Below are 24122 nucleotides of genomic sequence, written 5' to 3'. Positions count from 1 at the left end.
GGCGACCGCACACTCGGCGCGCCGCGCGGGCGGTCGGTGAAAATGAGTAGCAACTATCCTGGATAATCGACACAAACCCATCCTTTCGAAGGGACCCTCATGCCTGCCCGCACCGAGCTCGCCCGCGTCGATCTCCGCGGTCGAACCCCCACCACCGCCGAACTCCGAGCGGCGCTGCCCCGAGGTGGAGTGGACGTGGACGCGGTGCTGCATCAGGTCCGCCCGATGGTCGAGGCCGTGCGCGACCGCGGCGCCGAGGCGGCGCTCGAGTTCGGCGAGAAGTTCGACGGCGTCCGCCCCGACACCGTGCGGGTCCCCGCCGCCGAGCTGGCCCGCGCCCTCGACGAGCTCGACCCGGCCGTGCGGACGGCGCTCGAGGTCGCCATCGAACGCACCCGCAAGGTGCACGCCGACCAGCGCCGCACCGACACCGTCACCGAGGTGGTGCCGGGTGGCACCGTCACCGAGCGGTGGGTGCCGGTCGACCGCGTCGGCCTGTACGTGCCCGGCGGCAACGCGGTGTACCCGTCGTCCGTGGTGATGAACGTGGTGCCGGCGCACGCCGCGGGCGTCGAGTCCCTGGTCGTGGCCTCGCCGCCGCAGGCCGCGTTCGGCGGGCTGCCGCACCCGACCATCCTGGCCGCGGCGCAGCTGCTCGGCGTCGAGGAGGTGTGGGCGGTCGGCGGCGGTCAGGGCGTCGCGCTGCTCGCCTACGGCGGCACCGACACCGACGGCGCGGAGCTCGCGCCGGTGGACCTGATCACCGGACCGGGCAACATCTACGTCACCGCGGCCAAGCGGCTCTGCCGCGGCATGGTCGGCATCGACGCCGAGGCCGGCCCCACCGAGATCGCGATCCTCGCCGACCACACCGCCGACCCGGTGCACGTGGCCGCCGACCTGATCAGCCAGGCCGAGCACGACGTGCTGGCCGCCAGCGTCCTGGTCACCACGTCCACCGAACTCGCCGACGCGGTGGACGACGCGTTGACCGCCCAGCTCGAGCTGACCAAGCACCGCGAGCGGGTCGCGACGGCGCTCGCCGGCACCCAGTCCGGCACCGTGCTGGTCTCCTCGATCGAGGACGGCCTGCGGGTGGTCAACGCCTACGCCGCCGAGCACCTGGAGATCCAGACCGAGAACGCCGCCGAGGTGGCCGGCCGGGTCCGCAGCGCGGGCGCGATCTTCGTCGGCGCGTGGTCGCCGGTGAGCCTGGGCGACTACTGTGCCGGCTCGAACCACGTGCTGCCCACCGCCGGCTGCGCGCGGCACTCGTCCGGCCTGAGCGTGCAGACCTTCCTGCGCGGCATCCACGTCGTCGACTACTCGGAGGCGGCCCTCAAGGACGTCGCCGGTCACGTCATCACCCTGGCCAACGCCGAGGACCTGCCCGCGCACGGCGAGGCCGTCCGGCTCCGTTTCGAGGCGCTCAAGTGAGCGCGGCACCGGGCGGGGACGCCCGGCTCGACCAGCTGCCGATCCGTGAGAACCTGCGGGGGAAGTCGCCGTACGGGGCGCCGCAGCTGACGGTTCCGGTGCAGCTGAACACCAACGAGAACCCGCACCCGCCCACGCAGGCGTTGATCGACGACGTCGCCGAGTCGGTGCGGGAGGCCGCACGCGAGCTGCACCGCTACCCGGACCGCGACGCCGTGGCCCTGCGCACCGACCTGGCGGCGTACCTCGCGCGGCAGACCGGGGTTCCGGTGACGGTCGAGAACGTCTGGGCCGCAAACGGTTCCAACGAGATCCTGCAGCAGCTGCTGCAGGCGTTCGCCGGGCCAGGCCGCAGCGCGATGGGCTTCGTGCCGTCGTACTCGATGCACCCGATCATCGCCGACGGCACCGACACGCAGTGGCTGCCGGTCTTCCGCGGTGCGGACTTCGCGCTGGACGTCGACGCGGCGGTGGCGGCCATCGCGGACCGCCGCCCGGACGTCGTGTTCGTCACCAGCCCGAACAACCCGACCGGGCACAGCGTCGGCATCGCCGACCTGCGCCGGGTGCTCGACGCCGCCCCCGGCGTCGTGATCGTCGACGAGGCGTACGCGGAGTTCTCGGAGGCGCCGAGCGCCATGACGTTGATCGACGAGTACCCGGCCAAGCTCGTGGTGACCCGGACGATGAGCAAGGCGTTCGCCTTCGCGGGCGGTCGACTCGGCTACCTCGCGGCGGCGCCGGCGTTCATCGAGGCGTTGCTGCTGGTGCGGCTGCCGTACCACCTGTCGGTGGTCACCCAGGCCGCCGCGCGCGCGGCCCTGCGGCACGCCGACGAAACCCTCGGCAGCGTGCACGCGCTCGCGGCCGAGCGGGTGCGGGTGTCGAAGGCCCTCGCGGACAGCGGATTCCACGTCATCCCGTCGGATGCCAACTTCGTCCTGTTCGGCGAGTTCACCGATGCGGCCCGGGCCTGGCAGGCCTACCTGGACCGCGGGGTGCTCATCCGCGACGTCGGGATCCCCGGCTTCCTGCGCGCCACCGTCGGACTCGCCTCGGAGAACGACGCCTTCATCACGGCCAGCGACGAACTCGCGGCCACCGAACTGGCAGCCACCTCATCCAGCACAGGAGACAACCGATGACCGACCGCATCGCGAAGGTCGAACGCACCACCCGGGAGTCGAGCATCTCCGTCGAGTTGAACCTCGACGGGACCGGCATCGTCGACATCTCCACCGGCGTGCCGTTCTTCGACCACATGCTGACGGCGCTCGGCAGCCACGCCAGCTTCGACCTGACGGTCAAGGCGGAGGGCGACATCGAGATCGAGGCGCACCACACGGTGGAGGACACCTCCATCGTGCTCGGTCAGGCGCTCGGTCAGGCGCTCGGCGACAAGAAGGGCATCCGCCGCTTCGGCGACGCGTTCATCCCGATGGACGAGACGCTCGCACACGCCTCCGTCGACGTCTCCGGCCGCCCGTACTGCGTGCACACCGGCGAGCCGGACCACATGCTGCACAGCGTCATCGGCGGGTACCCGGGGGTGCCGTACGCGACGGTGATCAACCGGCACGTGTTCGAGTCGCTCGCCTCCAACGCGCGCATCGCGCTGCACGTGCGGGTGCTCTACGGCCGCGACCAGCACCACATCACGGAGGCGGAGTTCAAGGCTGTCGCGCGGGCGCTGCGCGAGGCCGTCGAGCCGGACCCGCGGGTGACCGGCGTGCCGTCGACCAAGGGCGCGCTGTGAGCGGAGACGCACTGATCTACATCCTGTTCCTGGCGGCCGGATTCCTCGGTGGCGGCGCCTACTCGCTGTGGAAGGTCAACAAGTTCGCCTCGGGCGTGCTGCTGGCCATGGCGGTCATCGCGGCGGTCGGCGGAATCCTGCGGTTGGTCTAGTGCCTGCCGGGACCGCCGGGTTGCTCCGCACACCCGGGTTGCCGGTCGCACTGCTGATGGGCGCCACCACCTTCGGCGGCTGGTCGTTGCTGTTGCCGGTGGTGCCGTTGGCGATCTCGCGCTCGGGTGGCTCGGACGCCCTGGCCGGGGCGAGCACCGCGATCTTCATGGCCACCACGGTGCTCACCCAGCTGGCGGTGCCCGCGCTGCTGCGGACCTGGGGGCACCGCTGGGTGCTCGCCGTCGGCTGCCTGCTGCTCGGGGCGCCGGCGCTGGCGTTCCTGCTCTCCACCGATCCGGTTCCCGCGCTGGCGATCTCCGCGGTGCGCGGGGTCGGGTTCGGCCTGGTGACGGTGGCGGGCAGCGCGCTGATCGCGGAGCTCGCGCCGAAACGACTGCTCGGCCGGGCCACCGGCGCCCAGGGCATCGCCGTGTCCGCGTCCCAGATGGTCGCGCTGCCACTGGGTCTGGCGCTGTTCGGCGGCGGCCACGAGTCGGTGGTGTTCGTGCTCGGCGCGCTGGTGCCGTTGCTGTCGATCGTCTCCGTCGTGGCGTTGCCGTCGATCCCGCGGGCCCACGGCGGGCCCGGCGGGGTGCGTCGCCTGCCCATGGGCGTGCTGCTGGCGCCGTGCCTGGCGATGCTGATGGTGGCGTCCGCGTACGGCGGGGTGTCGAGCCTGCTGCCGATCGCGGTCGGGGACCGGGCGGCGATCGCGGGTGTCGCGCTCGCGGTGGTCAGCGGCGCCATCCTGGTGGGACGTTACGGCGCCGGGGTGCTGGTCGACCGGATCGGCCTCGGCCGGATCATGGTGCCCGCCTTGGCCTGTGGCGCGCTCGGCGCCGCGCTGTTCGCGCTCGGGGTCCAGGACGGCGGCCGGGTGCCGCTGCTGCTCGCCGGGTCCGTCGCCTTCGGCATCGGGTTCGGCGCGGTCCAGAACGAGGCTCTGGTGACGCTGTTCGCGGCGGCCGGGCCGGCCCGTTTCGGCGCGGCGAGTGCGGCCTGGAACATCAGCTACGACGCGGGCACGGGGATCGGCGCGCTCGCGCTCGGCGTGGTCGCCGGGATCGCGGGCTACCCGTGGGTGTTCGCGGTCGCCGCCGCCGGCATCGTGGCGGTGATTCCGGTCGCGCTGGGCCGGACGATTCAAGTGGCGCCGCGGGCCGATAGAGTCGAGCCATGACCTCCGTCGCCCTCCTCGACTACGGCTCCGGCAACCTCCACTCCGCGCAGCGGGCCCTCGCCCGCGTCGGCGCGGAGGTCGAGGTGACCTCCGACCCGAAGGCGGCCCTGGCCGCCGACGGCCTGCTGGTGCCCGGCGTCGGCGCGTTCGGCGCCTGCATGGAGGGCCTGCACGCGGTCCGCGGCGAGCGGATCATCGGCCAGCGCCTCGCGGGCGGCCGGCCGGTCCTCGGCATCTGCGTCGGCATGCAGATCCTCTTCGAGCGGGGCGTCGAGCACGGTGTCGACGTCGAGGGCTGCGGGGAATGGCCCGGAACGGTCGAGCGCCTGCAGGCCGACGTGCTCCCGCACATGGGCTGGAACACCCTCGAGGCGCCCGCGGACAGCGTGTTGTTCGCCGGCATCGACGCCGACACCCGCTTCTACTTCGTGCATTCGTACGCGGTGCAGAAGTGGGAGATGGACGTCCCGGAGGTGATCGCCGCACCGAAGCTCACCTGGGCCGACCACGGCGGACGGTTCCTGGCTGCGGTCGAGAACGGCGCGCTCTCGGCCACCCAGTTCCACCCCGAGAAGTCCGGGGACGCCGGCGCCACACTCCTGGAGAACTGGGTCCGCAGTCTGTGAGTGCGCCGCGGGGCGGTCGCGGGCTCTCGTTCGGGTGGCTCGCGCTGCTCTCGCTCGGCAGCGCGGCCACCGTCCTGCTGGTGGCGACGATCCTGGTTTCGGTGCTGCGGCCGGGACCGGGAATCGGGCTGGTCATCGTGCTGGCAGGGGTCGTCGGCGCCATCGCCGCGATGGGCCTGGTGTCCACCCGGCTGACCCGCCGCGCCCTCGACGAAGCCGACGACGACCCGGGGACCGGCCCGTCGGCGTGACGCACTAGGGTTGGCGCAGTGAGCCTGGTCCTTTTGCCTGCTGTTGATGTCGTCGACGGACAAGCCGTCCGCCTCGTTCAGGGGGAGGCAGGCAGCGAGACCAATTACGGCTCGCCCCGCGACGCCGCCCTCGCCTGGCAGAACGCCGGTGCCGAGTGGGTGCACCTGGTGGACCTCGACGCCGCCTTCGGCCGCGGATCCAACCGCGACCTGCTCGTCGACGTGATCGGCGAGCTCGACGTCAAGGTGGAGCTGTCCGGCGGCATCCGCGACGACGAGACCCTCGAGGCCGCCCTGGCCACGGGCTGCGGTCGCGTCAACCTCGGCACCGCCGCCATCGAGAACCCCGAGTGGTGCGCGAGCGCCATCGCCCGGTACGGCGACAAGATCGCCGTCGGGCTCGACGTGCGGCACACCGACGGCGGTTACCAGCTGCGCGGCCGCGGCTGGGTGACCGAGGGCGGCGACCTGTTCGAGACCCTCGCCCGCCTCGACAGCGAGGGCTGCGCCCGTTACGTCGTCACCGACGTCTCCAAGGACGGCACCCTGACCGGCCCGAACCTGGACCTGCTCGCGCAGGTGTGCGCGGTCACCGACGCCCCGGTCGTCGCCTCGGGCGGCATCTCCGTGCTCGACGACGTCATCGCGATCGCCGCTCTGACCGGACAGGGTGTCGAGGGCGCGATCATCGGCAAGGCGCTGTACGCGGGCCGGTTCACGCTGCCCGAGGCCCTCGCCGCGGTCGCCGGTTAGTCCGATGACCCCCGCCCGGCTCGACGAGCTGCTCGCGGTCGCCTCCGCCGTCCTCGACGGGGTCAGCGAGCGGTTCGTCGCCGGGGTGGGGGCGCCGAGCGCGGTGGACAAGGGCCCGCGCGACTTCGCCACGGCCCTGGACCTCGAGCTCGAGCAGCGCATCGTCGCCGAACTGACCGAGCGCACCGGTATCCCCGTGCACGGCGAGGAGTTCGGCGGCCCGGAACTGGCGACCGGCACCGTCTGGGTGGTCGACCCCATCGACGGCACCCTGAACTACTCGTCGGGTCTGCCGACCGCGGGCATCCTGCTGGCGCTGCTGCGCGACGGGGTCCCGGTGCTGGGGCTGACCTGGCTGCCGATGCTCGGCCGCCGCTACGCCGCCACCGTCGACGGCCCCGTGTTGTGCAACGGAATCCCGGTAGCGAGACTGGAACCGGCACGGCTGACCGACTCGCTGGTCGGGCTCGGCGCGTTCAACGTGGACGGGCGCGGACCGATCCCGGGCCGGCTGCGGGCGGACGTGCTCGAACAGCTCAGCCGCACCTCGCGCCGGATCCGGGTGCACGGCAGCACCGGGGTGGACCTGGCGTTCGTGGCAGCCGGGGTGCTCGGGGCAGCGGTGGTCTACGGGTACCACCCGTGGGACAACGCGCCCGGCGTGGCGCTGGTGCGGGCGGCCGGCGGGGTGGTGACCGACCTGGACGGCGCGCCCTGGCATCTGGGTTCCGGCTCGGTGCTGGCGGCGGCTCCGGGCGTGCACGACGAAGTACTCGAGATCTTGCGAACGGTAAAGGAAGGCTGACCAACGATGACGGTGGCGGTGCGGGTCATCCCGTGTCTGGACGTGGACGCGGGCCGCGTGGTGAAGGGCGTCAACTTCGAGAACCTGCGTGACGCAGGCGATCCCGTGGAACTGGCGGCGGCGTACGACGCGCAGGGCGCCGACGAGCTGACGTTCCTGGACGTGACGGCGTCCACCTCCGAGCGCGGGACCATGCTCGACGTGGTCACCCGCACCGCCGAGCAGGTGTTCATCCCGCTCACCGTCGGCGGCGGCGTTCGGACGGAGCAGGACGTGGACCGGCTGCTGCGCGCGGGCGCGGACAAGGTCAGCGTCAACACCGCGGCGCTCGCGCGGCCGGAGTTGCTGCGCGAGCTCAGCGCCCGGTTCGGCTCGCAGTGCATCGTGCTCTCGGTCGACGCCCGCACCGTGCCCGAGGGCCAGCCGCCCACGCCGTCGGGTTGGGAGGTGACCACCCACGGCGGTCGCCGCGGCACCGGGATCGACGCCGTCGAGTGGGCGCAGCGCGGTGCGGAGCTCGGCGTGGGGGAGATCCTGCTGAACTCGATGGACGCCGACGGCACCAAGGTCGGGTTCGACCTGCGGATGATCCGCGCGGTGCGCGCGGCCGTGCACGTCCCGGTGATCGCCAGCGGCGGCGCCGGTGCGGTGGAGCACTTCGCGCCCGCCGTGCAGGCCGGCGCGGACGCCGTCCTCGCGGCCAGCGTGTTCCACTTCGGCGACCTGACCATCGCCGAGGTCAAGGCCGCCATGCGCGGAGAGGGGATCACCGTCCGATGAGTCTGGATCCCGCGATTGCCTCGCGGCTCAAGCGAAACGACGCCGGCCTGTTCAGTGCCGTCGCCCAGGAACGCTCCACCGGCGACGTGCTGATGGTGGCGTGGATGGACGACGAGGCGCTGGCCCGCACGCTGGAAACCCGTAAGGGCACGTACTACTCGCGTTCGCGCCAGCAGTACTGGGTCAAGGGGGAGACGTCCGGGCACACCCAGTACGTGCACGAGGTGCGCCTCGACTGCGACGGCGACAGCGTGCTGCTGATCGTCGACCAGGAGGGCGCGGCCTGCCACACCGGCACGCACACCTGCTTCGACGCCGACGTCCTGCTCGCCCGACCCTGACCTCGAGGCGACTGTGATGGACGTCGGTTCCGTCGAACGCGACGGCCGTCGGGCCGACGGGTTCACGCGCACCACAGGGCATTTCGACGGCGTCGACTTCGAGGGCTTCTGGGACGACGGCGAGTACTCGCGGGAGAACTACGTCGAGTCTGCGCCGACCGACGAGCTGATCGCGTCGCTCGAGGAGGAGCTGGGCGGGTACCGGCTCCCGGACTCCTACGTGGAACTGATGCGGATGCACAACGGCGGCATCGTCGAGCGACCCTGCCACCCGACGGACGCGTCGACGAGCTGGGCCGAGGACCACATCCAGATCAGCGGCCTGTACGCGATCGGCCGTACCGCCACCTGGTCGCTGTGCGGGGAGCTCGGCTCGACGTTCCTGCGGGACGAGTGGGGGTACCCGGACATCGGCGTCGGTGTCGCCGACACCCCGAGCGCCGGGCACGAGCAGATCATGCTCGACTACCGTGCGTGCGGCCCGCGCGGCGAGCCTCGGGTCGTGCACGTCGACCAGGAGGCCGACTACCGCATCACCGCGGTCGCACCTGACTTCGCGACCTTCGTCCGGGGTCTGGTGAGCGAGGACGAGTTCGACGACAGCGAGGAGACGCTGCAGGCCGATCTCGCAACAGTGCGGCACGGCACGCTCTCGCCGATCGTCCGCCGCGCGCTGGGGGCGGCGGGCCTGCCGGACGGCGAGGCGCTGGTCCGCGGCCTCGCCGAGCGGATCGTGACGGAGAAGGGGTTCTTCGCGCTCCACGCGGACGCCGACTCGTGGCTGCTGTACGACGTCATGTTCTGGCTGTACTCACATCTGGCCACCGCGTCCTCGTTCGAGGACTTCGCGAACCGGGCCGAGGGGCAGGACGACTACGAGCGGCCCTGCTACGCCCTCATGGTCACCACCTCGTTCGTCGCCGACCCCTACGGATTCTGCACTGGAGGGTTCGCGGAAGGGTTCCTGCGGGACTGGTGGGACGCGAAGGTCGAACGCGGGAACATCATCGCCGCTGACGGCGGGCACCGGGTCGCCCCGGAGTATGCGACGCAGGTTCTCAGGGTCCTGCGTGCCACCGCAGGGATGCCGTGAGAGGTGACGGGATCGCAGACGTGTCGACCGTCGTCAATCGGCCCGAGTGCGTCGAGCAACTCAGTGCTAGCTAGCATGGCGCCCATGCCCGCTTCGCCTTGTTTGTCTGTTTCATCGCTCCCGGCGCTACGGGTGGACCGATGACTCGCGGCGTCAGGATCTCGCTGGCGTTGGTCGTCGTCTTCGTCCTGGGTCTCGCGGCGGTGCTGCTGGTCGGCCGCTCGGACGCCGGAGGCGAAGACAGTGCCGGCGGTGGTGTCGACGCCGCGATGGTCGTGCGCCCGGACAGTCACCGGCTCTCCTCGGCGCCGGACGGCAGCGTGACGTTCGTGGAGTTCCTCGACTTCGAGTGCGAGGCCTGCCAGGCGGCGCATTCCTCGATCGAGGAGCTGCGCGCCGAGTACGGCGACCGGGTGAGCTTCGTGGTGCGCTACTTCCCGATGCCCGGGCACTTCAACGGCGAGCGCGCTGCCCGGGCCGTGGAGGCCGCGGCGCAGCAGGGCAAGTTCGAGCAGATGTATCAGCGGATGTTCGAGACGCAGACCGAGTGGGGCGAGCAGCGGATCCCGAAGGACGACGTCTTCCGGGGCTTCGCCGCCGATCTCGGACTGGACCTGGTGGCCTTCGACGCCGCCTACGCCGACCCCGCGACGGCGGCGCGGGTCGCCGCCGACGTCGCCGACGGCGAGCTGCTCGGGGTGCGGGGCACCCCGACGTTCTTCGTCGGCGGCCAGCGGGTCGACGCCTCGTACCACCAGGACCTCGTCGATGCGCTCGACGCCGCGCTCGGCTGAGGCGCGCACCGTCGCCGAGTCATCCGACGGCGCACCGTTCGAGCGGTCGCTGCCCTGGCTGTTGCTGATCGGCGGGCTCGTCGGTGCGCTCGCCTCGTTTGCCCTCACGGTCGAGAAGTTCGCGCTGGTCGCGGACGCGAGCTACATCCCCACCTGCAGCCTGAACCCGGTCCTCAACTGCGGCTCGGTGATGGAGACCGCGCAGGCGTCCGTGTTCGGGTTTCCCAACTCGCTGCTCGGCATCGCCGGGTTCTCGGTGGTCGCGGCCACGGGAGCCGGGCTGCTCGCCGGTGCCGGCTTCGCCCGCTGGTACTGGCTGGGCCTGCAGGCGGGGGTGAGCGTGGCAGTCGTGTTCGTGCACTGGCTGATCGTGCAGAGCCTCTACGTCATCGGCGCCCTGTGCCCGTACTGCATGGTCGTGTGGGCGGTGACCGTCCCGATCTTCTGGTACGTCACGCTGCGCAACCTGTTCCACGGCACGCTCGGTGGACCGGTGCGTGCCGACGTGGTGTTCGCGGGCGGAATCCACCTCGTGCCGGTGACGGTGTGGTTCCTGATCCTCTTCGGCCTGATCGCTCACCGGTTCTGGCCGTACTGGTCCAGTCTGTTGTAGCCCGGTAAGTCGCGCAGTCAGCACAGGCGCGCGGTCCGGGAGGGGGGGGCCGATGGACCGCGTGCCTGTGCCATTTCAGCGACCCGGCGCCGGCTCGTGAGGGGCGAGACCGTCGGTGGCCGGGCGCGTTGGGGGGTGGTGACCGCAGTTCAGTCCGTAGTGGTGAATGAAGTGGCTATGAGTGCGGCCATCCGGGTGAGCGCCGCGACCTGGTCGGGACCGACCAATCGCTTTTGTGCCTCCGCGCGGCAGGCGACACCGAAGAACGAGTCGTAGATGATCTCGGCCGCGGTTTGAGCGGTTCTCGGGTCGTCATCGTCGCGGAGGTCGGCAATTGCTTGAACAAGTGGCTGCAGGAGTTGCGCGCGCATCGCTGCGAGTTCGTTGGGGAACATCATTTCCCACCGATATGTGTGGAGCAGGATTGCTCGATACCCCTGCGTTGCATCCTGGGTGTACGGGAGGACGATCGCTCGCACCCATGTGTCGACACGGTCGAGCGGTGTGCCGGCCGCGGACATCTGTTCGACCGCGTAGCGGGTCCTCGCGGTGGTGCCGTCTTGCAGAACGGCGATGATCAGCGCTTCCTTCGAGTTGAAGAGCCGGTAGAACGCGCGGGTTGCGAGACCCGCTCGCTCGAGGATTGCGGCGACGGGCGGATCCACTTGACCGGTTTCGGCGATGAGGCTGCTGCAGGCGCGAATGAGGCGCTGCGCCTCCGTGAGGTATTCGTCGCGCTGCCGGCCGAACAGTCGATCGACGGCGGCGGTAGCGATGGGGTTGACAGCACCCTGGTCTGCAGAAGTCACCGTGTCTGTCCTCATGGTTGTGGCGAAATTACCGTTCTCGAAGTCGAGGATAGCCATACCGGTATGCCGCGAGGAGCGGCGGCGAATTGCTGGCGGGGAATCTTCGCCGGACGCTGCTCAGCGCGGTTCGGCACCCCCCGTCGCGGGGGCTCGGCCGTGCCGCATTCGCACAGCGACGGCGAGGCCGGCGAGGCCGACCACCGCCGCGAGAATGAAGGAATGCTGGAATGCCGTGTCCGTGTACGTGATTCGTCCCGTTTTGGGGTTCTGGCTCGCGATGTTCTGTGCCATGACGACGCTGAGGACGGTCACCGCGATCGCATTGCCGAGCTGGGCGACCACCCCGAGCATGGCCGCGCCCACCGCACTCTGCTCGGCAGGCACGGCGTCCATCACCAGGTTCGGTCCGGACGCGTAGTACAGCCCCATTCCGATGCCGAAGACCGCGGAGATCGCCATGATCTGCCAACGATGTTCGGGCAGCGCCGCGGCGGCTACCAGGCCGGTGATCATCGCGCAGACGGCACCGATGAGGGTCAGCCGGGCGCCTCTCCGGCGCGCGACGGCGCCGCCGAGGGGTCCGCAGACCATGGTGAGCAAGCCGGTGGGAAAGGTCCACAACGCGAGCGCTGTCGCCGTCAGCCCCACGCCGTACGTGATCCCGACCTGGGCCGGGGTCTGCAGCATCTGTGGCATGAGGAGCCCGTATCCGGCGATCATGAACCCGATGAACAGGTACGCCACCAGGGTGGAACGCAGCGCACCGCCGGCCAGCAGTCGGAGGTCGATGGCGGGCGACGTGACGCGTAGCTCCCAGGCGACGAACGCGATGAGCAGCCCGGCGGCGCCGATCAGGGTCCCGAGCGTCCCGCTGCTGACCCATCCCCATTTGGGTCCCTGGCTGATTCCGACCAGGGCCAGCCCGACCCCTGAGCCGAGCAGTGCGACTCCGAGTAGGTCCAGGCGCTGATGCTGTCGCAGTGAGGACTCGGGCACGAGCACCGCCACCACCGGGATCAACAGCACGGCGTAGCCCAGCATGAACCAGAACAACGACTGCCAGCCGTGGTTGTCGATGAACCAGCCGGCGACGAACGGCGACGCGAGCGAGCTGACGCCGATTCCGGCGGCCACGGTGCCGAGTGCGACCGGGACCCAGCGACGCGGGAAGGTGTCGCGGACGAGCGCATAGGCCACCGCGACCATTCCGCCCGCGGTTCCCTGGAGCGCCCGGCCGGCCAGCAGCATCGGGAACGAGTCCGCGGTCGCGCAGACCAGGGAGCCGACGGAGAAGAGCGTGGCCAGGATCAACAGCACCCGCTTCTTGCCGTAGGTGTCGGCGAGTTTGCCGACCAGCGGCAGGCTGACAACGGCGACCAAGCTCACAATCGTCAGGACCCAGCCGAGATGCAGGGTGCGGAAATCCTGTGTCATGTGTGGAATTGCCGGATACACCAGGGTGATTTCCATCGGCGTCAGCTCAGAGATGAGCACGATGAGCGCAAGCGCCGCACCGTATCGCCAGCGCTGCCGCCGACTGATCGGCGGATCGTCACCGGGTTGTGGGGGAGGTCTGTTGGTCGTGGTCTCAGTCATGTCGATCTCGATCCAGTAAAGCGGACCCGATAACCCGATCTGTCAGGGGCGTGTAGGTTCGCGCAGTTCTTCGGTGGTGGGGGGATCCCGGAGGCAGTCGGTACTAGTGACTGTTGCGTAGATGTGCGGACCGGCGGCGGAGCCGAATCTGCTCCGTGCGCTCGGCAGGGGTCACGGTCGGCGTTTCCGAGGGCAGGTACTTGCGCACGTCCGCCAGGGGCACGAGCCGCATGGTCGGATTCGGCACGCTGTCGGTCAGCAGCAGGCGGCCGTTGATGGTGCCGTGGGTGTGCCCGCCGGTGTCCAGCCAGTTCGGTACACCCGGGTCCTGGTGGGAGATGACCGCGCGGAAGACGCCGTCCTCGTCGAGCCTGGCCTGGGTGTGATTGAGGGAGGACTGGCGAGAGAACCAGTTGACGGTCTCCCAGTACCAGTTCCCGGTACCGAAGCTCCAGTAGTGGCACTTCGGCGGCTCGAACTCCAGGATCACGGCTTCGTCCGGCGCGCACTGGAAACTGCCCATGCCGTAGGCCTGGTTCTGGAAGCCACCCCACGCGCTGTCACTCAGCGGGGTGAACGTCAGGGAATTCGCGGGAGCATTCAGGGACAGCTTGCACATGTGGTCCCAGTACGCCCCGGCCTTGTCCAGCCAGCGGACGAGGCGCTGGGCACGCGCCTCGACATCGGCCTCCGACAGCGGTGCGGGCGGCGGGTAGACGGCGTCCACGCACTCGATCACGAGGTTGGCCGGGCGCTCGGTCGCCCAGTCGCTGAACACCTGTCGAACGCACAGCGAGCCCGCCTCGGCGTCGATCGTCAACCAGTTTCCGGTGTAGCCCGCCGGACGCTCGGGGCCGAGGAGCAACTCGAACGCCCCGTCACTTCCGGCCGTCAGGGTGCGACTGTCGATGTTCGAGTTGATCCGGTAGTCGGGTGCCTCGCAGAAGTGCGGCGAGTGGACCTGGATGTCGAAGTAGTGGGCCGTTCCCCGGTCGCCGTGGATCCGGTAGGTGCGGTCACCGCTGACCGCGGCGAGGGTGTAGATCACGTCGGGGTTGTCGATGCCCCAGCTGCAGGTGGTATCGGCCCAGCGGCCGAACTCCGGATAGCTGGGATCGGCCAGTTCCATGCTCAGGAGGGCGCCCGCCGCCAGGTAGCGAGTGGCGAAGCGAAGGCCCTCCGCCCGCAGCAGGGGCGTATCGGTATTCGGGTCGTCGAAGACGATGGTGCGCCCGAACTGACGCCATGCCTCGCCCACCTGATCGAACAGGGCGCCCGAGCGAACCGACTCCACGCGTTCCGTCATGCTTCCTCCTCCATGCTTCTGTGATGTCTCTCACTCGGAAACCCCGAGTGCAAATGCCATACTCAGAGTTGAAAACATCATTGTCAACCCCCTTGTCCGCCTCCGCGGACCGGCCGGGAGAGATTCCTGGTACCTGGTGAAGGCCCAGGTAGGGGTCCTTGTCGGGGGAGTGGAGAGAAGGAGGTCACGGTGTCGCCGGATGAAGTGCGTACCGAGGAACGCGAACCCGACTACCGATTCACGCTTGCCAACGAACGCACGTTTCTGGCGTGGATACGCACCTCGCTGGGGCTGCTCGCCGGCGGCGTGGCCGTCGATCAGCTCGCCGTCGCGTTCCAAAATGAGGGCGCGCGCATCGCCCTCGCCCTGAGCTGCATCGGCCTCTCCATCGCTCTTGCGGGCGGTGCGTTCTCGCACTGGCGGAAGGTCCAGAAGGCGATGCGCCGCGACGCGCCTCTGCCGAATTTCGGCCTCATCCGCGTCCTGGCCGCCGGGACGTTCGCCGTCGCGGCGTTGGCGGGGGCGGCGGTTGTGTTCTCGTGAGTGGGCAAACATCGAGAGACGTTGGCCTGCAGGCGGAACGAACCTCACTCGCCTGGCGCCGAACCGCGTTGTCCGCCACCGCCGTCACGGCGGTGGTTGTCGTGCGCGGGGCGGCCGGCCGTGACTGGGGCCTCGCGGCCTTGCCGTTCGCCTTCGCCGCCTGCGCGAGCGTGATCGTCGTGGTCGTCAGCCTGGTGAAGGCGCGCCGGATGGGCGACGGCGTCAGGGCGAGTCCGCGGGCGGTCGCCGTCGTTTCCGCGGCTGTCCTGTCTTGCGCACTGTGGGTCGGTGTCCTGGTCGCCGGCGTGCCGCGATGAGTTCGGCTCGGGAACCCGATCGGCCGGGTGGCGCGGGTCGCGACACGAGGTCGAGACCGGGCTGACGACTGTCCAGATCGCGGCTTATGCCCAGTGGATCGCCGACCCGGACGCCGCCCCCGGCGGCGCCGAGCCTCTCGAGGCCCTCGCGTTGCCGGCCACGATCGCCTCGATGGGCATGCGGCCACCCGAAGCTTGCGCGCGCCGACTACCGTGGCGCGCCGTCGGTGACCGTTTCGTTCGCCGGTGCTGGTGCTGATCCGGTCTTCGTCTTCACTCTGGCCGACAGGGCCAGGGCGGGCACGATGCTCAGCGCGATCACCCCGCCGGTGACGGCGAGGACGGTGTAGTCGGTGGCCGCGACGATCATCCCGGAGGTCAGGCCGCCGCCGGCCCCGGCGACGGCGATGCACAGATCGACCGTGCCCTGGGTGCGGGCCCGGGTGGACAGTGGGACTTCGTCGGTGATGATCGTGGTGCCGCTGACCAGACCGAGGTTCCAGCCGAGGCCGAGCAGGCCGAGGGCAAGAGCAAGGCCGGCCACCGACGACGCGGGCACCGTGGCTGCGGTGACGCCGGCGGCGAGCAGGGTGAGCGCCGAGGCGCCGGCGACCGGCCGGGGTCCGAAGCGGTCGACGAGCAGCCCGGACACCGGGGACGGTAGGTACATGGCGCCGACGTGGACGGCGATGACCATCCCGGCAGCGCCGATGCTGTGACCGTGGTGCTGCATGTGGATCGGGGTCATCGTCATGATCGCGACCATCACCAGCTGGGTCACCACCATCACGGTGGCCCCGAGAACCACGGCCGGGGACCAGGTCCGCGCTGCCGCCGGGGCGGTCTCGCCGGTGGCCGGGGCGGGGGTGTCGGCGGCGGCCAGGGTCCGCGCCAGCAGGAGCGGGTCCGGTCGCAGCAGCACCCAGAGCACGAGCGCTGCGAGGGCGTAGGCGGCGGCGGAGAGCACGAACGGCCCGGACAACGCCGGGATGCCCCACCGGGTGGCCAGATCGCCCATCTCGGTCACCAGGTTCGGGCCGACGACTGCACCGACGGTGGTGGCCACCAGAACCGTGCTCACCGCCCGGCCTCGGTGGTGCACGCTCGCCAGATCCGCTCCGGCATAGCGGGCTTGCAGGTTGGTCGCGGTGCCCGCGCCGTAGACGAACAGGGCGACGAACAGCAGGGCGACGTTGTCGAGGACGGCGGCCGCCACCACGCCGAGGCTGCCGAGGGAACCGGCCGCGTAACCGAGGGCCAGTCCCGTCCGGCGGCCGAGGCGTTGGGAGATGCGTCCGACGGTGACCGCGGCTGCGGCGGAGCCGATGGTGAACATGGCGCTGGGCAGCCCGGCGAGGCTGGTGGTCTCGAGCATGTCCTGCGCCAGCAGTGCCCCGACCGTGATGCCGGCGGCCAGCCCGGCGCCGCTGAGCACCTGGGCGGCGACCAGGACCGCCAGCGTGCGGCGCTGCTGCGGGATCTGCTGCGAACTCATCGATCACCTCGGAGGTTCGGGGGTGGGCCCGCACAGACTCGGCAGGGGCAGGGGACTGCGGTGACGCGGGGTGTTCGGTCAGGTCCGGGAGTCGACCGGCAGGGCCGCCAGTCGCCACTCGAGCATGCCGTCGGCCAGGCGCGATGCCTGCCGGCCGTGGTCGGTCAGCAGCCGGACCGCGTCGTGTGCAAGCACGCAGTAGGCGCCGCGGCAGTAGGCGACGATCTCCTGATCCTCGGGCAGCTCGGCCAGGTGGTCGGCCAACTCGTCCATCGGAATCGACACCGCCCCAGGGATGTGCCCAGCCTCGTATTCCTCCCGTGGGCGCACGTCGAGCACCGTCACCGTGCCGGCCCGGGCCCGCTCGAGCAGCTCGTCCTTGCTGACGTGTTCGGTGTCGGCCGGACCGAGATACGCGGCGCGAGCGGCCTCGACGTCGGGAAGGTGGTCGTTGGCGACGGTGCGGACGAGTGCGAACAGCTGCGCGACGTCCGCACCGGCGAGCCGGTAGAACACCTTGGTGCCCTCGCGGCGGGTGGTGACCAGGTTGGCCTGCTTGAGGGTCTGCAGATGCGCGGACACGGTCGTCAGTCCCAGCTCGCAGGCGCGGGCGAGGGCGTCGACGGTGCGTTCGCCCTGGGCGAGCAGATCGAGCAGTTCGAGCCGCTTGCCGCTGCTCAAGGCCTTGCCGACCCGGGCGAACTGGTCGAACAGTTCCGTCTTCGCGATCCGATCACCCATAGCATTCTCCAATCATCTTTGGAATAGTGTAGAACATGGCGGGTGTTCCGCGCGGGATGCCCTTGGAGTCGAGGCAGGGAGAAGGCCATGGCCGGGATCGATCTGGTGCCGCTCGTCGACGAGGGGCTCGGCAACTCCGCGTATCTGGTGGATCTGGGAGACGGGCGGGCGTTGGTGGTCGACGTCAGCCGGGACCTGCGGGCGGTGCATGCCGCGGCCGCCCGCCGCGGGTTGACAGTCGCGTTCGCCGCCGACACCCACCTGCACGCTGACTTCCTTTCCGGCGCCCACCAACTCGGCGCCACCGGTGGGACGCGGGTACTGGCCTCGGCCGCCGGGGACCGGGAGTTTCCCCACACCGGGCTCCGCGACGGCGACGAGGTGGACCTCGGTGGGCTGCGGCTGCGGGCGCTGATGACGCCCGGGCACACCCACGAACATCTGTGCTTCCTGCTGCTCGACGGCGAGAAGGAGATCGGGGTGTTCACTGGCGGCTCGCTGCTGGTCGGCTCCGCCGCGCGTACCGACCTGATCGCCCCCGAGCGCACCGAGGCCCTTACCCGCGCCCAGTACGCCTCCCTGCGACGCCTCGCCGCGTTGCCCGGTCAGGTGGCGGTCTGGCCGACGCACGGGGCGGGCTCGTTCTGCTCGGCCCCGCCCGGTGCCGAGCGCACCAGCACCATCGCCCGCGAGCGCGCCACCAACCCACTGCTCGCCGCCCGGGACGAAGACGCGTTCGTCGACCAGCTGCTGGGCTCGCTGGGCAGCTATCCGCCGTACTTCCGCCGACTCGGAGAGGTCAATCGGATCGGCCCCCCGCTAGTCGACGACGATCCGGTGCTCCCGGCGTTGACCGTCGACACCGTCCGGGCCCAGTTGGCCGAGGGTGCCGTCCTGATCGACGTGCGCCCGCTGGCTCATTTCGCCGCCGCCCACATCCTGGGCGCGGTGTCGATCCCGCTGCGGCCGGTCTTCGCCAGCTGGCTGGGCTGGCTCGCCCCGCCGGACCGGCCCCTGATCATCGTCCGCGACGCCGATCAGGATGTGGACGAGATCGTGTGGCAGGCGCTGAAAATCGGGTACGACAACCTGATCGGTGAACTCGATGGCGGCCTCGCCGCCTGGACATCCGCCGAACTCGAGGTGGCCGCCACGTCGCTGACCGGCCCCGACGCGGTCGACAACGTTCGGGTCCTCGACATCCGTCAACGCCCCGAGTACCTGGCCGGGCACCTGCCCGGCGCCGTCCACATCGAACTCGGCGCCCTCCCAGGCCAGGTCGACGACCTGCCCCGCGAGCCCACCGTGGTGATGTGCGGGCACGGCGAACGCGCGATGGGCGCCGCCAGCCTGCTCGAACGCGCCGGGCATCGGAACCTCACGGTGCTCGAGGGTGGCCCCGGCGACTGGGCCGCCGCCACCGGCCGCGCCCTCGAGACCGGCGCATGAGCACCACTGCGCGCCGCCCGATCCGGCTCGGACTGGGCTCCAACCTTGCCCAGTTCAGCCTGCTCGTCGCCGTCAATGCCCTCGTCGGTGGCATGGTCGGCCAACAGCAGACCGTGCTGCCACTGCTCGCTGCGGACGAATTCGCACTCACCGGTTACACGTTCATCTTCACCTATGTGGCCGCGTTCGGAATCACCAAGGCCGCCGCCAACTACTTCGCCGGGACCTTCTCGGACCGCTACGGCCGCAAGCCGGTGCTACTGGTGGGCTGGCTGTTCGCCATCCCCGTCCCGTTGATGCTCATCGCCGCCCCGAACTGGTGGTGGGTCGTCGCCGCCAACGTGCTGTTGGGCATCAACCAGGGCCTGACCTGGTCTACCACCGTGGTGATGAAGATCGACCTTGTCGGCCCCAGTCGCCGCGGCCTGGCGATGGGCCTGAACGAGGCCGCCGGCTACGGCGCCGTCGCCGTCAGCTCGCTGCTGGCCGGCTACCTGGCCGAGCAGTACGGGCTGAGGCCGGCCCCGTTCCTGCTCGGACTCGCCTACACCGCACTCGCCCTGTTGCTGTCCGGGGTGTTCATCCACGAGACCCGCGACTACGCGCACCTGGAAGCCGCGCAGCACATCCCTCGCGCGGACGGTGCGCACGATCACCTGCATGCGGACCTGACCGACCGCCAGATCGCCACCGCAACCAGTTTCACCGAGCCCGCCCTGTCCTCGGCGAGCCAGGCCGGACTGGTCAACAACCTCAACTTCGGGCTCTCCTGGGGCCTGTTCCCCCTGCTGTTCGCCACCGCCGATCTCGACGCCGGACAGATCGGTGCGCTCTTCGCCCTCTATCCCGGGGTGTGGGGTGCCGGACAACTGGTTACCGGCGCGCTGTCGGACCGCATCGGCCGCAAACACCTGATCACCGCCGGAATGTGGCTGCAGGCGGCAGCTTTGGCGCTGATTGCCGCCTCCGACGGCTTCCTCGGATGGGCAGCCGGCACGGTGCTACTCGGGGCCGGGACCGCCATGGTCTACCCCACCCTGCTCGCCGTGATCGGCGATGTCGCCCACCCGGCCTGGCGCGGCCGCGCCGTCGGGATCTACCGGGTCTGGCGCGACAGTGGATACGCCGTCGGTGCGATCCTCGGCGGAATCGTCGCCGACCTGATGGGACTGCATGCCGCCGTATGGGCGGCCGCCGCCGTCAGTGCCGCCGCCGCGCTGGCCGTCGCGGCCCGCATGTACGAAACCCACCCCCGGCCCGTCAGTGCGAGCAAGGAGCGTGCGCCGAAGGGTTGAGCCCATCCGGCGAGGATGTGTGCCGCCTGGTTCGGCTGTGCCGGTAGTGCTTCCGGGCGCTGTTTGAGCGTGGCCAGGTTGCGTGGCATCGTCCTCGACGAAGAGGGGCGGGCCGGTGACGTAGGCGAACACCTGCTCAGGTCGAGCGTCGACGTCGATGCTGGTTGTGATCGGCGCTGTCAGTGCTGATCGCTTTCGACGGCGTCGCTGTAACGCTGCAGGTAGAGCGGCCACCCGGAGTCGTGCCCGACGCCGTCGCGGACGGCTTCCCAGCCCTCGCCGTGACGCTCCAGGTTGCGGTGCTCGAGCTCGACTCGGGTGCGATCGTCGGATTCGGCGATGAACCGCACCTCCACCTCGCTGGTCTTGTCCGGGTCGGTCTCGATCTGCCAGTGCCCGTTGATGTCCCAACTGAACACCACCCGGTTCGGCGGCTCGTAGGCGAGCACCCGCGCCCACCGGCATTCGCTGCCGTCCACACCGCGGTCGTAAATGTGGCCGCCCGCCCTCGGTTCGAACACGGTCTCGGCGATCGGGACCGCCATGATGTTGTGCTCACGCGGCTTGATCGCATCGAATCGCTCGACGAACAGCGTGAACGCGTGCTCGAGTCCTGCGTTCACCACGATCTGCTGTTGCACCGGTTCGGCGTGTGTCTGTGTCATGACCACTCCTGCGGGTTGTTCGACCGCGTCCTTGTAGGCGGTCAGGGCCTGTGCCCAGAACCGGTCGAGCTGCGTGCGCAGCACGCTGATGCCGGCCGGGTCGAGGTGGTAGATGCGGCGTGTGCCGACGGCCCGGTCGCGGACCAGACCGGCGTCCTTGAGCACCTTCAGGTGTTGCGAGACCGCCGGTCTGCTGATCGGCAGCTCGCGGGCGAGTTCACCGACCGCGCACGGTCCCTCGGCTAGGCGCTCGAGAATCGTGCGTCTCGTTCGATCGGCGAGCGCGCCCCATTCGTCTCCAGCTTGGTAAGTGTCTACGAACGGTAAGTCTTCGCTTACGAAGAGTGGTTGTCAAGAGGTGTCGACGCCTACCTCGAGCAGGGATTCGGCGGAGAGGGCATTGACTGCCGTGCCGGGTTTCGTTCCGGCCGAGTACACCTCGACGCCGTTACCGGCGGCCTTACGCATCAGGCCCGCAGCCATCTGCGACTTGCCGCCGTTCTTGACGCACACGAACAGAACGGAGGGGCGGGTCATCGAAGGGTTCCTCGGGTCAGGCGGTGGCGGGGACGAGTTCGGCGATCAGGGCCTCGACGCGGGAGCGGATCTCGTCGCGGATCGGGCGGACCGCCTCGACGCCCTTGCCTGCGGGATCTTCGAGGGCCCAGTCGCGGTAGCTGACTCCGGGGAAGACGGGGCAGGCGTCGCCGCAGCCCATGGTGATGACCACGGTGGAGGACTCGACGGCGTCGGGGGTGAGGATCTTCGGTGACTGTGCGGAGATGTCGATGCCGACCTCGGCCATCGCCTCCACAGCTGCGGAGTTGATCGCTTCCGCGGGTGCGCTGCCGGCGGAGCGGACCTCGATCGAATCTCCGGCGAGGTGGGCGAGGAACCCGGCGGCCATCTGGGAGCGGCCGGCGTTGTGGACGCAGACGAACAACACGCTCGGGGTCGTGGACATGAACGGTCCTTTCGGGGAGAGGAAAGTCGGTCAGGCGGGTACGGGTGCGCTGGTGAAGCGCTTACGCAGGGCCAGGGAGACGTAGACGAGGCCGACCAGGACCGGGACCTCGATGAGCGGGCCGACGACCCCGGCGAGTGCCTGTCCGGACGCGGCGCCGTAGGTGGCGATGGCGACGGCGATGGCGAGCTCGAAGTTGTTTCCGGCCGCGGTGAACGCGAGGGTGGTGGTGCGTTCGTAGCCGAGTCCCAGCGCGGCGCCGAGCGCGTAGCCGCCGCCCCACATCACTGCGAAGTACACCAGCAGCGGGATCGCGATGCGGACGACGTCGAGGGGCTCGGAGGTGATCTGGTCACCCTGCAGCGAGAAGAGCACGACGATCGTGAACAGCAGCCCGTACAGCGCCCACGGGCCGATCTTCGGCAGGAACTTGGACTCGTACCACTCGCGGCCCCTGGCCTTCTCGCCGTAGCGGCGGGTGAGGAATCCGGCGAGCAGCGGGATGCCGAGGAAGATCAGCACCGACTTCGCGATCTGCCACGGCGAGGTGTCGATCGTGGTCTGCTCCAGGCCGAGCCAGCCCGGCAGGACAGAGAGGTAGAACCAGCCGAGGACGGCGAACATGATCACCTGGAAGACGGAGTTGATGGCCACCAGTACGGCCGCGGCCTCGCGGTCGCCGCACGCGAGGTCGTTCCAGATGATCACCATTGCGATGCAGCGGGCCAGGCCGACGATGATCAGCCCGGCCCGGTACTCGGGCAGATCGGGCAGGAAGATCCAGGCGAGGGCGAACATCAGCGCAGGACCGAGCACCCAGTTCAGGACCAGGGAGCTGATCAGGAGCTTGCGGTCGCCGGTGACGGTGTCGAGGCGGTCGTAGCGGACCTTCGCCAGCACCGGGTACATCATGACCAGCAGCCCGAGGGCGATCGGCAGCGAGATGCCGTCGATCTGCACCTTCTCGATCGCGGTGTTCAGGCCGGGAATCCAGCGGCCGAGCAGCAGGCCGGCGACCATCGCGGCGCCGATCCAGACGGGCAGGTAGCGGTCGAGGGTCGAGAGCTTGCCGACAACGGCGGGGTGTTCGGTGGTGGTCGTCTCGATCACGCCGTTGCCTCCACGCACGCTTCGGACGGGACGGCGGGTGTGCTCTCGGTGAGCAGCACCGCCGAGAGCTGCTGCAGCGCAGAGGGGATCACCCAGTAGTAGACCCAGGTTCCGCGGCGCTCGCAGGCGAGCAGCCCGGCCTCGCGCAGCACCTTGAGGTGATGGGAGATGGTCGGCTGTGACAGGTCGAAGGACTCGGAGATGTCGCAGACGCAGGCCTCGCCGCCGGCGTGGCTTGCCACCAGGCTCAGCAGCCGCAGACGCACCGGGTCGCCGAGCGCCTTGAACATCCGGGCCAGGTCGCCGGCCCAGTCCTCGGTCAGCGGTTCACGCACCAGCGGCGAACAACACGCACCGGCCTCCAATGACTCCTGATTCGGCATGCGTCGATATTGACAGATATCGAAGTAGTCGGCAACCGAACTCCTGTCACCAGAACGCGCTGACCGCTCTCGGGTGGACGCTCCGAGGTGTCGAAAACGAACAGGAGGGATGTGGTCGTCGAGGGCAACGGAATCAGTTGGGTGCGGGGAACGCACGTTCACCTGAGCGGCATCGTGGTTCGTGTGGACTCGCCGCAAGAGAACTCGCACGTCCTTGTCTTGCGTGCCCTTGGTCAACGCGATCGCCTGGGAAGGGTCCGGCGACGGGCGGCGGAGATGGGCCCGCAGCGCTCATCCGAGCGTGAGTTGGCGCCGATGGAAGTCAAAATGCTCTCCCGGGTACCGGTACAACTGCTCGAGGGTCATGTAGTCGGAGAAGAACGGATCCCATCGGGTCGGGAAGTGCATGCCGCGACGGAGGTCGGCCTCGGACTCGTTCCAGAGGCGATGCTCGAGCGAGGCGATGACTCGATCGCATTGCCGCCCCATCCGCTGACGATCGAACACCCGTGCCGCCAAGCACGATCCCCGGTAGTTGACCTTGTCGAACACCGGCGTTGCAGCGTTGAGCGCCCACGCGAAGAGTCGACTCACGCTCTCGGGTAGTCGCGAGAACACCCAGATCACGACGAGCAGCCGACGGACGACCATGTAGCCGAACACCATGTGAAACAGCAGCTGCTCGTTGGTCCACCGAGTTCCCGCCGAGGGTCGGTCGAGGTCATCGGCGCCCGCGCCCTCGACGAGCTTGTGCAGCGATACCCGCTCCCGCTCGAAGCCCGCGGCAATGGCGGCGCGATCCACCGGTGCCTTCCTGGTCATCACGGTCGCCTGCTCCGACGTCGGAAACCCCGTCCACCATTGTCC

Annotated in this window: 28 protein-coding genes and 2 pseudogenes; 18 read left to right on the top strand and 12 right to left on the bottom strand. The window is 69.9% G+C overall.

Translation table 11 applies throughout. The annotated features are described in order from the left end of the window. Window positions 1–99: 99 nt before the first annotated feature. The 14 genes from hisD to AC1DU4_RS05010 all read left to right on the top strand — a co-directional run bounded on the left by hisD (window position 100) and on the right by AC1DU4_RS05010 (window position 10582). Window positions 100–1437 (top strand): histidinol dehydrogenase, encoded by a 1338-nt coding sequence (hisD, locus tag AC1DU4_RS05075; protein WP_477837976.1) that lies wholly within the window; start codon window positions 100–102, stop codon window positions 1435–1437. Continuing rightward, window positions 1434–2582 carry a histidinol-phosphate transaminase gene (locus AC1DU4_RS05070; protein WP_072845672.1) on the top strand — a complete coding sequence of 383 codons (1149 nt, stop codon included), beginning with the start codon at window positions 1434–1436 and terminating at the stop codon, window positions 2580–2582. Before hisD ends, AC1DU4_RS05070 begins: the two co-directional genes overlap by 4 nt. Continuing rightward, window positions 2579–3193: an imidazoleglycerol-phosphate dehydratase HisB gene (gene hisB, locus AC1DU4_RS05065; RefSeq protein ID WP_072845671.1), complete on the top strand. Its 615-nt coding sequence runs from the start codon at window positions 2579–2581 to the stop codon at window positions 3191–3193. The genes AC1DU4_RS05070 and hisB overlap by 4 nt, the downstream gene beginning before the upstream one ends. Further along, complete coding sequence (locus AC1DU4_RS05060; RefSeq protein ID WP_477837975.1) at window positions 3190–3345, top strand: hypothetical protein; 156 nt, start codon at window positions 3190–3192, stop codon at window positions 3343–3345. The genes hisB and AC1DU4_RS05060 overlap by 4 nt, the downstream gene beginning before the upstream one ends. Before the next feature lie 56 nt (window positions 3346–3401). Then, window positions 3402–4526: an MFS transporter gene (locus tag AC1DU4_RS05055; protein WP_477838059.1), complete on the top strand. Its 1125-nt coding sequence runs from the start codon at window positions 3402–3404 to the stop codon at window positions 4524–4526. Next, entirely contained in the window at window positions 4523–5152 is a 630-nt protein-coding gene (gene hisH, locus AC1DU4_RS05050; protein WP_477837974.1) for an imidazole glycerol phosphate synthase subunit HisH, read from the top strand. Before AC1DU4_RS05055 ends, hisH begins: the two co-directional genes overlap by 4 nt. Beyond that, the gene (locus AC1DU4_RS05045; RefSeq protein WP_477837973.1) at window positions 5149–5403 is read left to right on the top strand and encodes a hypothetical protein; all 255 of its coding nucleotides are present in this window, start codon (window positions 5149–5151) and stop codon (window positions 5401–5403) included. Before hisH ends, AC1DU4_RS05045 begins: the two co-directional genes overlap by 4 nt. Window positions 5404–5421: 18 nt before the next feature. Next, window positions 5422–6156 (top strand): bifunctional 1-(5-phosphoribosyl)-5-((5-phosphoribosylamino)methylideneamino)imidazole-4-carboxamide isomerase/phosphoribosylanthranilate isomerase PriA, encoded by a 735-nt coding sequence (priA, locus tag AC1DU4_RS05040; RefSeq protein ID WP_477837972.1) that lies wholly within the window; start codon window positions 5422–5424, stop codon window positions 6154–6156. 4 nt (window positions 6157–6160) lie between these two features. Continuing rightward, entirely contained in the window at window positions 6161–6961 is an 801-nt protein-coding gene (locus tag AC1DU4_RS05035; RefSeq protein WP_477837971.1) for an inositol monophosphatase family protein, read from the top strand. A gap of 6 nt (window positions 6962–6967) precedes the next feature. Next, entirely contained in the window at window positions 6968–7741 is a 774-nt protein-coding gene (gene hisF, locus AC1DU4_RS05030; RefSeq protein WP_477837970.1) for an imidazole glycerol phosphate synthase subunit HisF, read from the top strand. Next, window positions 7738–8082: a phosphoribosyl-AMP cyclohydrolase gene (gene hisI, locus AC1DU4_RS05025; RefSeq protein WP_477837969.1), complete on the top strand. Its 345-nt coding sequence runs from the start codon at window positions 7738–7740 to the stop codon at window positions 8080–8082. Before hisF ends, hisI begins: the two co-directional genes overlap by 4 nt. Window positions 8083–8098: 16 nt before the next feature. Then, window positions 8099–9175 (top strand): SMI1/KNR4 family protein, encoded by a 1077-nt coding sequence (locus AC1DU4_RS05020; protein ID WP_477837968.1) that lies wholly within the window; start codon window positions 8099–8101, stop codon window positions 9173–9175. A gap of 140 nt (window positions 9176–9315) precedes the next feature. Beyond that, complete coding sequence (locus tag AC1DU4_RS05015) at window positions 9316–9969, top strand: DsbA family protein (protein WP_477837967.1); 654 nt, start codon at window positions 9316–9318, stop codon at window positions 9967–9969. Further along, a complete protein-coding gene (locus AC1DU4_RS05010) occupies window positions 9944–10582 on the top strand; it encodes a vitamin K epoxide reductase family protein (RefSeq protein WP_477837966.1) in 639 nt (212 codons plus the stop codon). The genes AC1DU4_RS05015 and AC1DU4_RS05010 overlap by 26 nt, the downstream gene beginning before the upstream one ends. Window positions 10583–10731: 149 nt before the next feature. On the opposite strand, the gene AC1DU4_RS05005 is transcribed toward AC1DU4_RS05010, so the two are convergent. The 3 genes from AC1DU4_RS05005 to AC1DU4_RS04995 all read right to left on the bottom strand — a co-directional run bounded on the left by AC1DU4_RS05005 (window position 10732) and on the right by AC1DU4_RS04995 (window position 14293). After that, on the bottom strand, window positions 10732–11448 hold the full coding sequence (locus tag AC1DU4_RS05005; RefSeq protein ID WP_477837965.1) for a TetR/AcrR family transcriptional regulator: 717 nt from the start codon (window positions 11446–11448) through the stop codon (window positions 10732–10734). Between the two features lie 60 nt (window positions 11449–11508). Then, the gene (locus AC1DU4_RS05000; protein WP_477838058.1) at window positions 11509–12861 is read right to left on the bottom strand and encodes an MFS transporter; all 1353 of its coding nucleotides are present in this window, start codon (window positions 12859–12861) and stop codon (window positions 11509–11511) included. Window positions 12862–13090: 229 nt separating this feature from the next. Continuing rightward, entirely contained in the window at window positions 13091–14293 is a 1203-nt protein-coding gene (locus AC1DU4_RS04995) for a DUF1214 domain-containing protein (protein ID WP_477837964.1), read from the bottom strand. Window positions 14294–14482: 189 nt separating this feature from the next. On the opposite strand from AC1DU4_RS04995, the gene AC1DU4_RS04990 reads away from it, so the two are divergent. Both AC1DU4_RS04990 and AC1DU4_RS04985 read left to right on the top strand, forming a co-directional pair. Next, window positions 14483–14836: a YidH family protein gene (locus AC1DU4_RS04990; RefSeq protein ID WP_477837963.1), complete on the top strand. Its 354-nt coding sequence runs from the start codon at window positions 14483–14485 to the stop codon at window positions 14834–14836. Continuing rightward, on the top strand, window positions 14833–15153 hold the full coding sequence (locus tag AC1DU4_RS04985) for a DUF202 domain-containing protein (protein WP_477837962.1): 321 nt from the start codon (window positions 14833–14835) through the stop codon (window positions 15151–15153). The genes AC1DU4_RS04990 and AC1DU4_RS04985 overlap by 4 nt, the downstream gene beginning before the upstream one ends. Before the next feature lie 208 nt (window positions 15154–15361). Here AC1DU4_RS04985 and AC1DU4_RS04980 read toward each other — a convergent pair whose 3' ends face one another. Both AC1DU4_RS04980 and AC1DU4_RS04975 read right to left on the bottom strand, forming a co-directional pair. Then, entirely contained in the window at window positions 15362–16648 is a 1287-nt protein-coding gene (locus AC1DU4_RS04980) for an MFS transporter (RefSeq protein WP_477837961.1), read from the bottom strand. Window positions 16649–16726: 78 nt separating this feature from the next. Then, a complete protein-coding gene (locus tag AC1DU4_RS04975) occupies window positions 16727–17389 on the bottom strand; it encodes an ArsR/SmtB family transcription factor (protein WP_477837960.1) in 663 nt (220 codons plus the stop codon). A gap of 87 nt (window positions 17390–17476) precedes the next feature. Between AC1DU4_RS04975 and AC1DU4_RS04970 the strand changes: the two genes are divergently transcribed. Together AC1DU4_RS04970 and AC1DU4_RS04965 are read left to right on the top strand one after the other, a co-directional pair. Further along, window positions 17477–18838, top strand: a complete 1362-nt coding sequence (locus AC1DU4_RS04970; RefSeq protein WP_477837959.1) for an MBL fold metallo-hydrolase — start codon at window positions 17477–17479, stop codon at window positions 18836–18838. Beyond that, on the top strand, window positions 18835–20133 hold the full coding sequence (locus AC1DU4_RS04965) for an MFS transporter (protein ID WP_477837958.1): 1299 nt from the start codon (window positions 18835–18837) through the stop codon (window positions 20131–20133). The genes AC1DU4_RS04970 and AC1DU4_RS04965 overlap by 4 nt, the downstream gene beginning before the upstream one ends. A 179-nt stretch (window positions 20134–20312) precedes the next feature. On the opposite strand, the gene AC1DU4_RS04960 is transcribed toward AC1DU4_RS04965, so the two are convergent. From AC1DU4_RS04960 to AC1DU4_RS04930, 7 genes and pseudogenes are all read right to left on the bottom strand, one after another. Next, complete coding sequence (locus AC1DU4_RS04960) at window positions 20313–20798, bottom strand: SRPBCC family protein (RefSeq protein ID WP_477838057.1); 486 nt, start codon at window positions 20796–20798, stop codon at window positions 20313–20315. An 18-nt stretch (window positions 20799–20816) separates the two neighbouring features. Further along, window positions 20817–21116 (bottom strand): annotated as a pseudogene (locus AC1DU4_RS04955) (ArsR/SmtB family transcription factor); the annotation flags it as partial. Window positions 21117–21158: 42 nt separating this feature from the next. After that, window positions 21159–21335 (bottom strand): annotated as a pseudogene (locus AC1DU4_RS04950) (arsenate-mycothiol transferase ArsC); the annotation flags it as partial. A 16-nt stretch (window positions 21336–21351) separates the two neighbouring features. Then, complete coding sequence (locus AC1DU4_RS04945) at window positions 21352–21762, bottom strand: arsenate reductase ArsC (protein WP_477837957.1); 411 nt, start codon at window positions 21760–21762, stop codon at window positions 21352–21354. A 30-nt stretch (window positions 21763–21792) separates the two neighbouring features. Then, on the bottom strand, window positions 21793–22872 hold the full coding sequence (arsB, locus tag AC1DU4_RS04940; protein WP_477837956.1) for an ACR3 family arsenite efflux transporter: 1080 nt from the start codon (window positions 22870–22872) through the stop codon (window positions 21793–21795). Then, window positions 22869–23255 (bottom strand): ArsR/SmtB family transcription factor, encoded by a 387-nt coding sequence (locus AC1DU4_RS04935; RefSeq protein ID WP_477837955.1) that lies wholly within the window; start codon window positions 23253–23255, stop codon window positions 22869–22871. The genes arsB and AC1DU4_RS04935 overlap by 4 nt, the downstream gene beginning before the upstream one ends. A 291-nt stretch (window positions 23256–23546) precedes the next feature. After that, window positions 23547–24077, bottom strand: coding sequence for a DinB family protein (locus tag AC1DU4_RS04930; protein WP_477838056.1), 531 nt, complete (start codon window positions 24075–24077; stop codon window positions 23547–23549). Window positions 24078–24122: the final 45 nt, after the last annotated feature.

The sequence above is a fragment of the Rhodococcus sp. P4_F5 genome (genome assembly GCF_056401315.1).
This window is presented reverse-complemented; position numbering and strand designations above follow the sequence as displayed.

What these genes read in the sequence shown, in the direction of transcription:
- hisD (WP_477837976.1), top strand. Translation starts at nt 100, where the DNA reads ATGCCTGCCCGCACCGAGCTCGCCCGCGTCGATCTCCGCGGTCGAACC.
- hisB (WP_072845671.1), top strand. Translation starts at nt 2,579, where the DNA reads ATGACCGACCGCATCGCGAAGGTCGAACGCACCACCCGGGAGTCGAGC.
- AC1DU4_RS05055 (WP_477838059.1), top strand. Translation starts at nt 3,402, where the DNA reads ATGGGCGCCACCACCTTCGGCGGCTGGTCGTTGCTGTTGCCGGTGGTG.
- hisH (WP_477837974.1), top strand. Translation starts at nt 4,523, where the DNA reads ATGACCTCCGTCGCCCTCCTCGACTACGGCTCCGGCAACCTCCACTCC.
- AC1DU4_RS05035 (WP_477837971.1), top strand. Translation starts at nt 6,161, where the DNA reads ATGACCCCCGCCCGGCTCGACGAGCTGCTCGCGGTCGCCTCCGCCGTC.
- hisF (WP_477837970.1), top strand. Translation starts at nt 6,968, where the DNA reads ATGACGGTGGCGGTGCGGGTCATCCCGTGTCTGGACGTGGACGCGGGC.
- hisI (WP_477837969.1), top strand. Translation starts at nt 7,738, where the DNA reads ATGAGTCTGGATCCCGCGATTGCCTCGCGGCTCAAGCGAAACGACGCC.
- AC1DU4_RS05020 (WP_477837968.1), top strand. Translation starts at nt 8,099, where the DNA reads ATGGACGTCGGTTCCGTCGAACGCGACGGCCGTCGGGCCGACGGGTTC.
- AC1DU4_RS05015 (WP_477837967.1), top strand. Translation starts at nt 9,316, where the DNA reads ATGACTCGCGGCGTCAGGATCTCGCTGGCGTTGGTCGTCGTCTTCGTC.
- AC1DU4_RS05010 (WP_477837966.1), top strand. Translation starts at nt 9,944, where the DNA reads ATGCGCTCGACGCCGCGCTCGGCTGAGGCGCGCACCGTCGCCGAGTCA.
- AC1DU4_RS05005 (WP_477837965.1), bottom strand. Translation starts at nt 11,448, where the DNA reads ATGGCTATCCTCGACTTCGAGAACGGTAATTTCGCCACAACCATGAGG.
- AC1DU4_RS05000 (WP_477838058.1), bottom strand. Translation starts at nt 12,861, where the DNA reads ATGGAAATCACCCTGGTGTATCCGGCAATTCCACACATGACACAGGAT.
- AC1DU4_RS04995 (WP_477837964.1), bottom strand. Translation starts at nt 14,293, where the DNA reads ATGACGGAACGCGTGGAGTCGGTTCGCTCGGGCGCCCTGTTCGATCAG.
- AC1DU4_RS04980 (WP_477837961.1), bottom strand. Translation starts at nt 16,648, where the DNA reads ATGAGTTCGCAGCAGATCCCGCAGCAGCGCCGCACGCTGGCGGTCCTG.
- AC1DU4_RS04975 (WP_477837960.1), bottom strand. Translation starts at nt 17,389, where the DNA reads ATGGGTGATCGGATCGCGAAGACGGAACTGTTCGACCAGTTCGCCCGG.
- AC1DU4_RS04970 (WP_477837959.1), top strand. Translation starts at nt 17,477, where the DNA reads ATGGCCGGGATCGATCTGGTGCCGCTCGTCGACGAGGGGCTCGGCAAC.
- AC1DU4_RS04965 (WP_477837958.1), top strand. Translation starts at nt 18,835, where the DNA reads ATGAGCACCACTGCGCGCCGCCCGATCCGGCTCGGACTGGGCTCCAAC.
- AC1DU4_RS04960 (WP_477838057.1), bottom strand. Translation starts at nt 20,798, where the DNA reads ATGACACAGACACACGCCGAACCGGTGCAACAGCAGATCGTGGTGAAC.
- AC1DU4_RS04945 (WP_477837957.1), bottom strand. Translation starts at nt 21,762, where the DNA reads ATGTCCACGACCCCGAGCGTGTTGTTCGTCTGCGTCCACAACGCCGGC.
- AC1DU4_RS04935 (WP_477837955.1), bottom strand. Translation starts at nt 23,255, where the DNA reads ATGCCGAATCAGGAGTCATTGGAGGCCGGTGCGTGTTGTTCGCCGCTG.
- AC1DU4_RS04930 (WP_477838056.1), bottom strand. Translation starts at nt 24,077, where the DNA reads ATGACCAGGAAGGCACCGGTGGATCGCGCCGCCATTGCCGCGGGCTTC.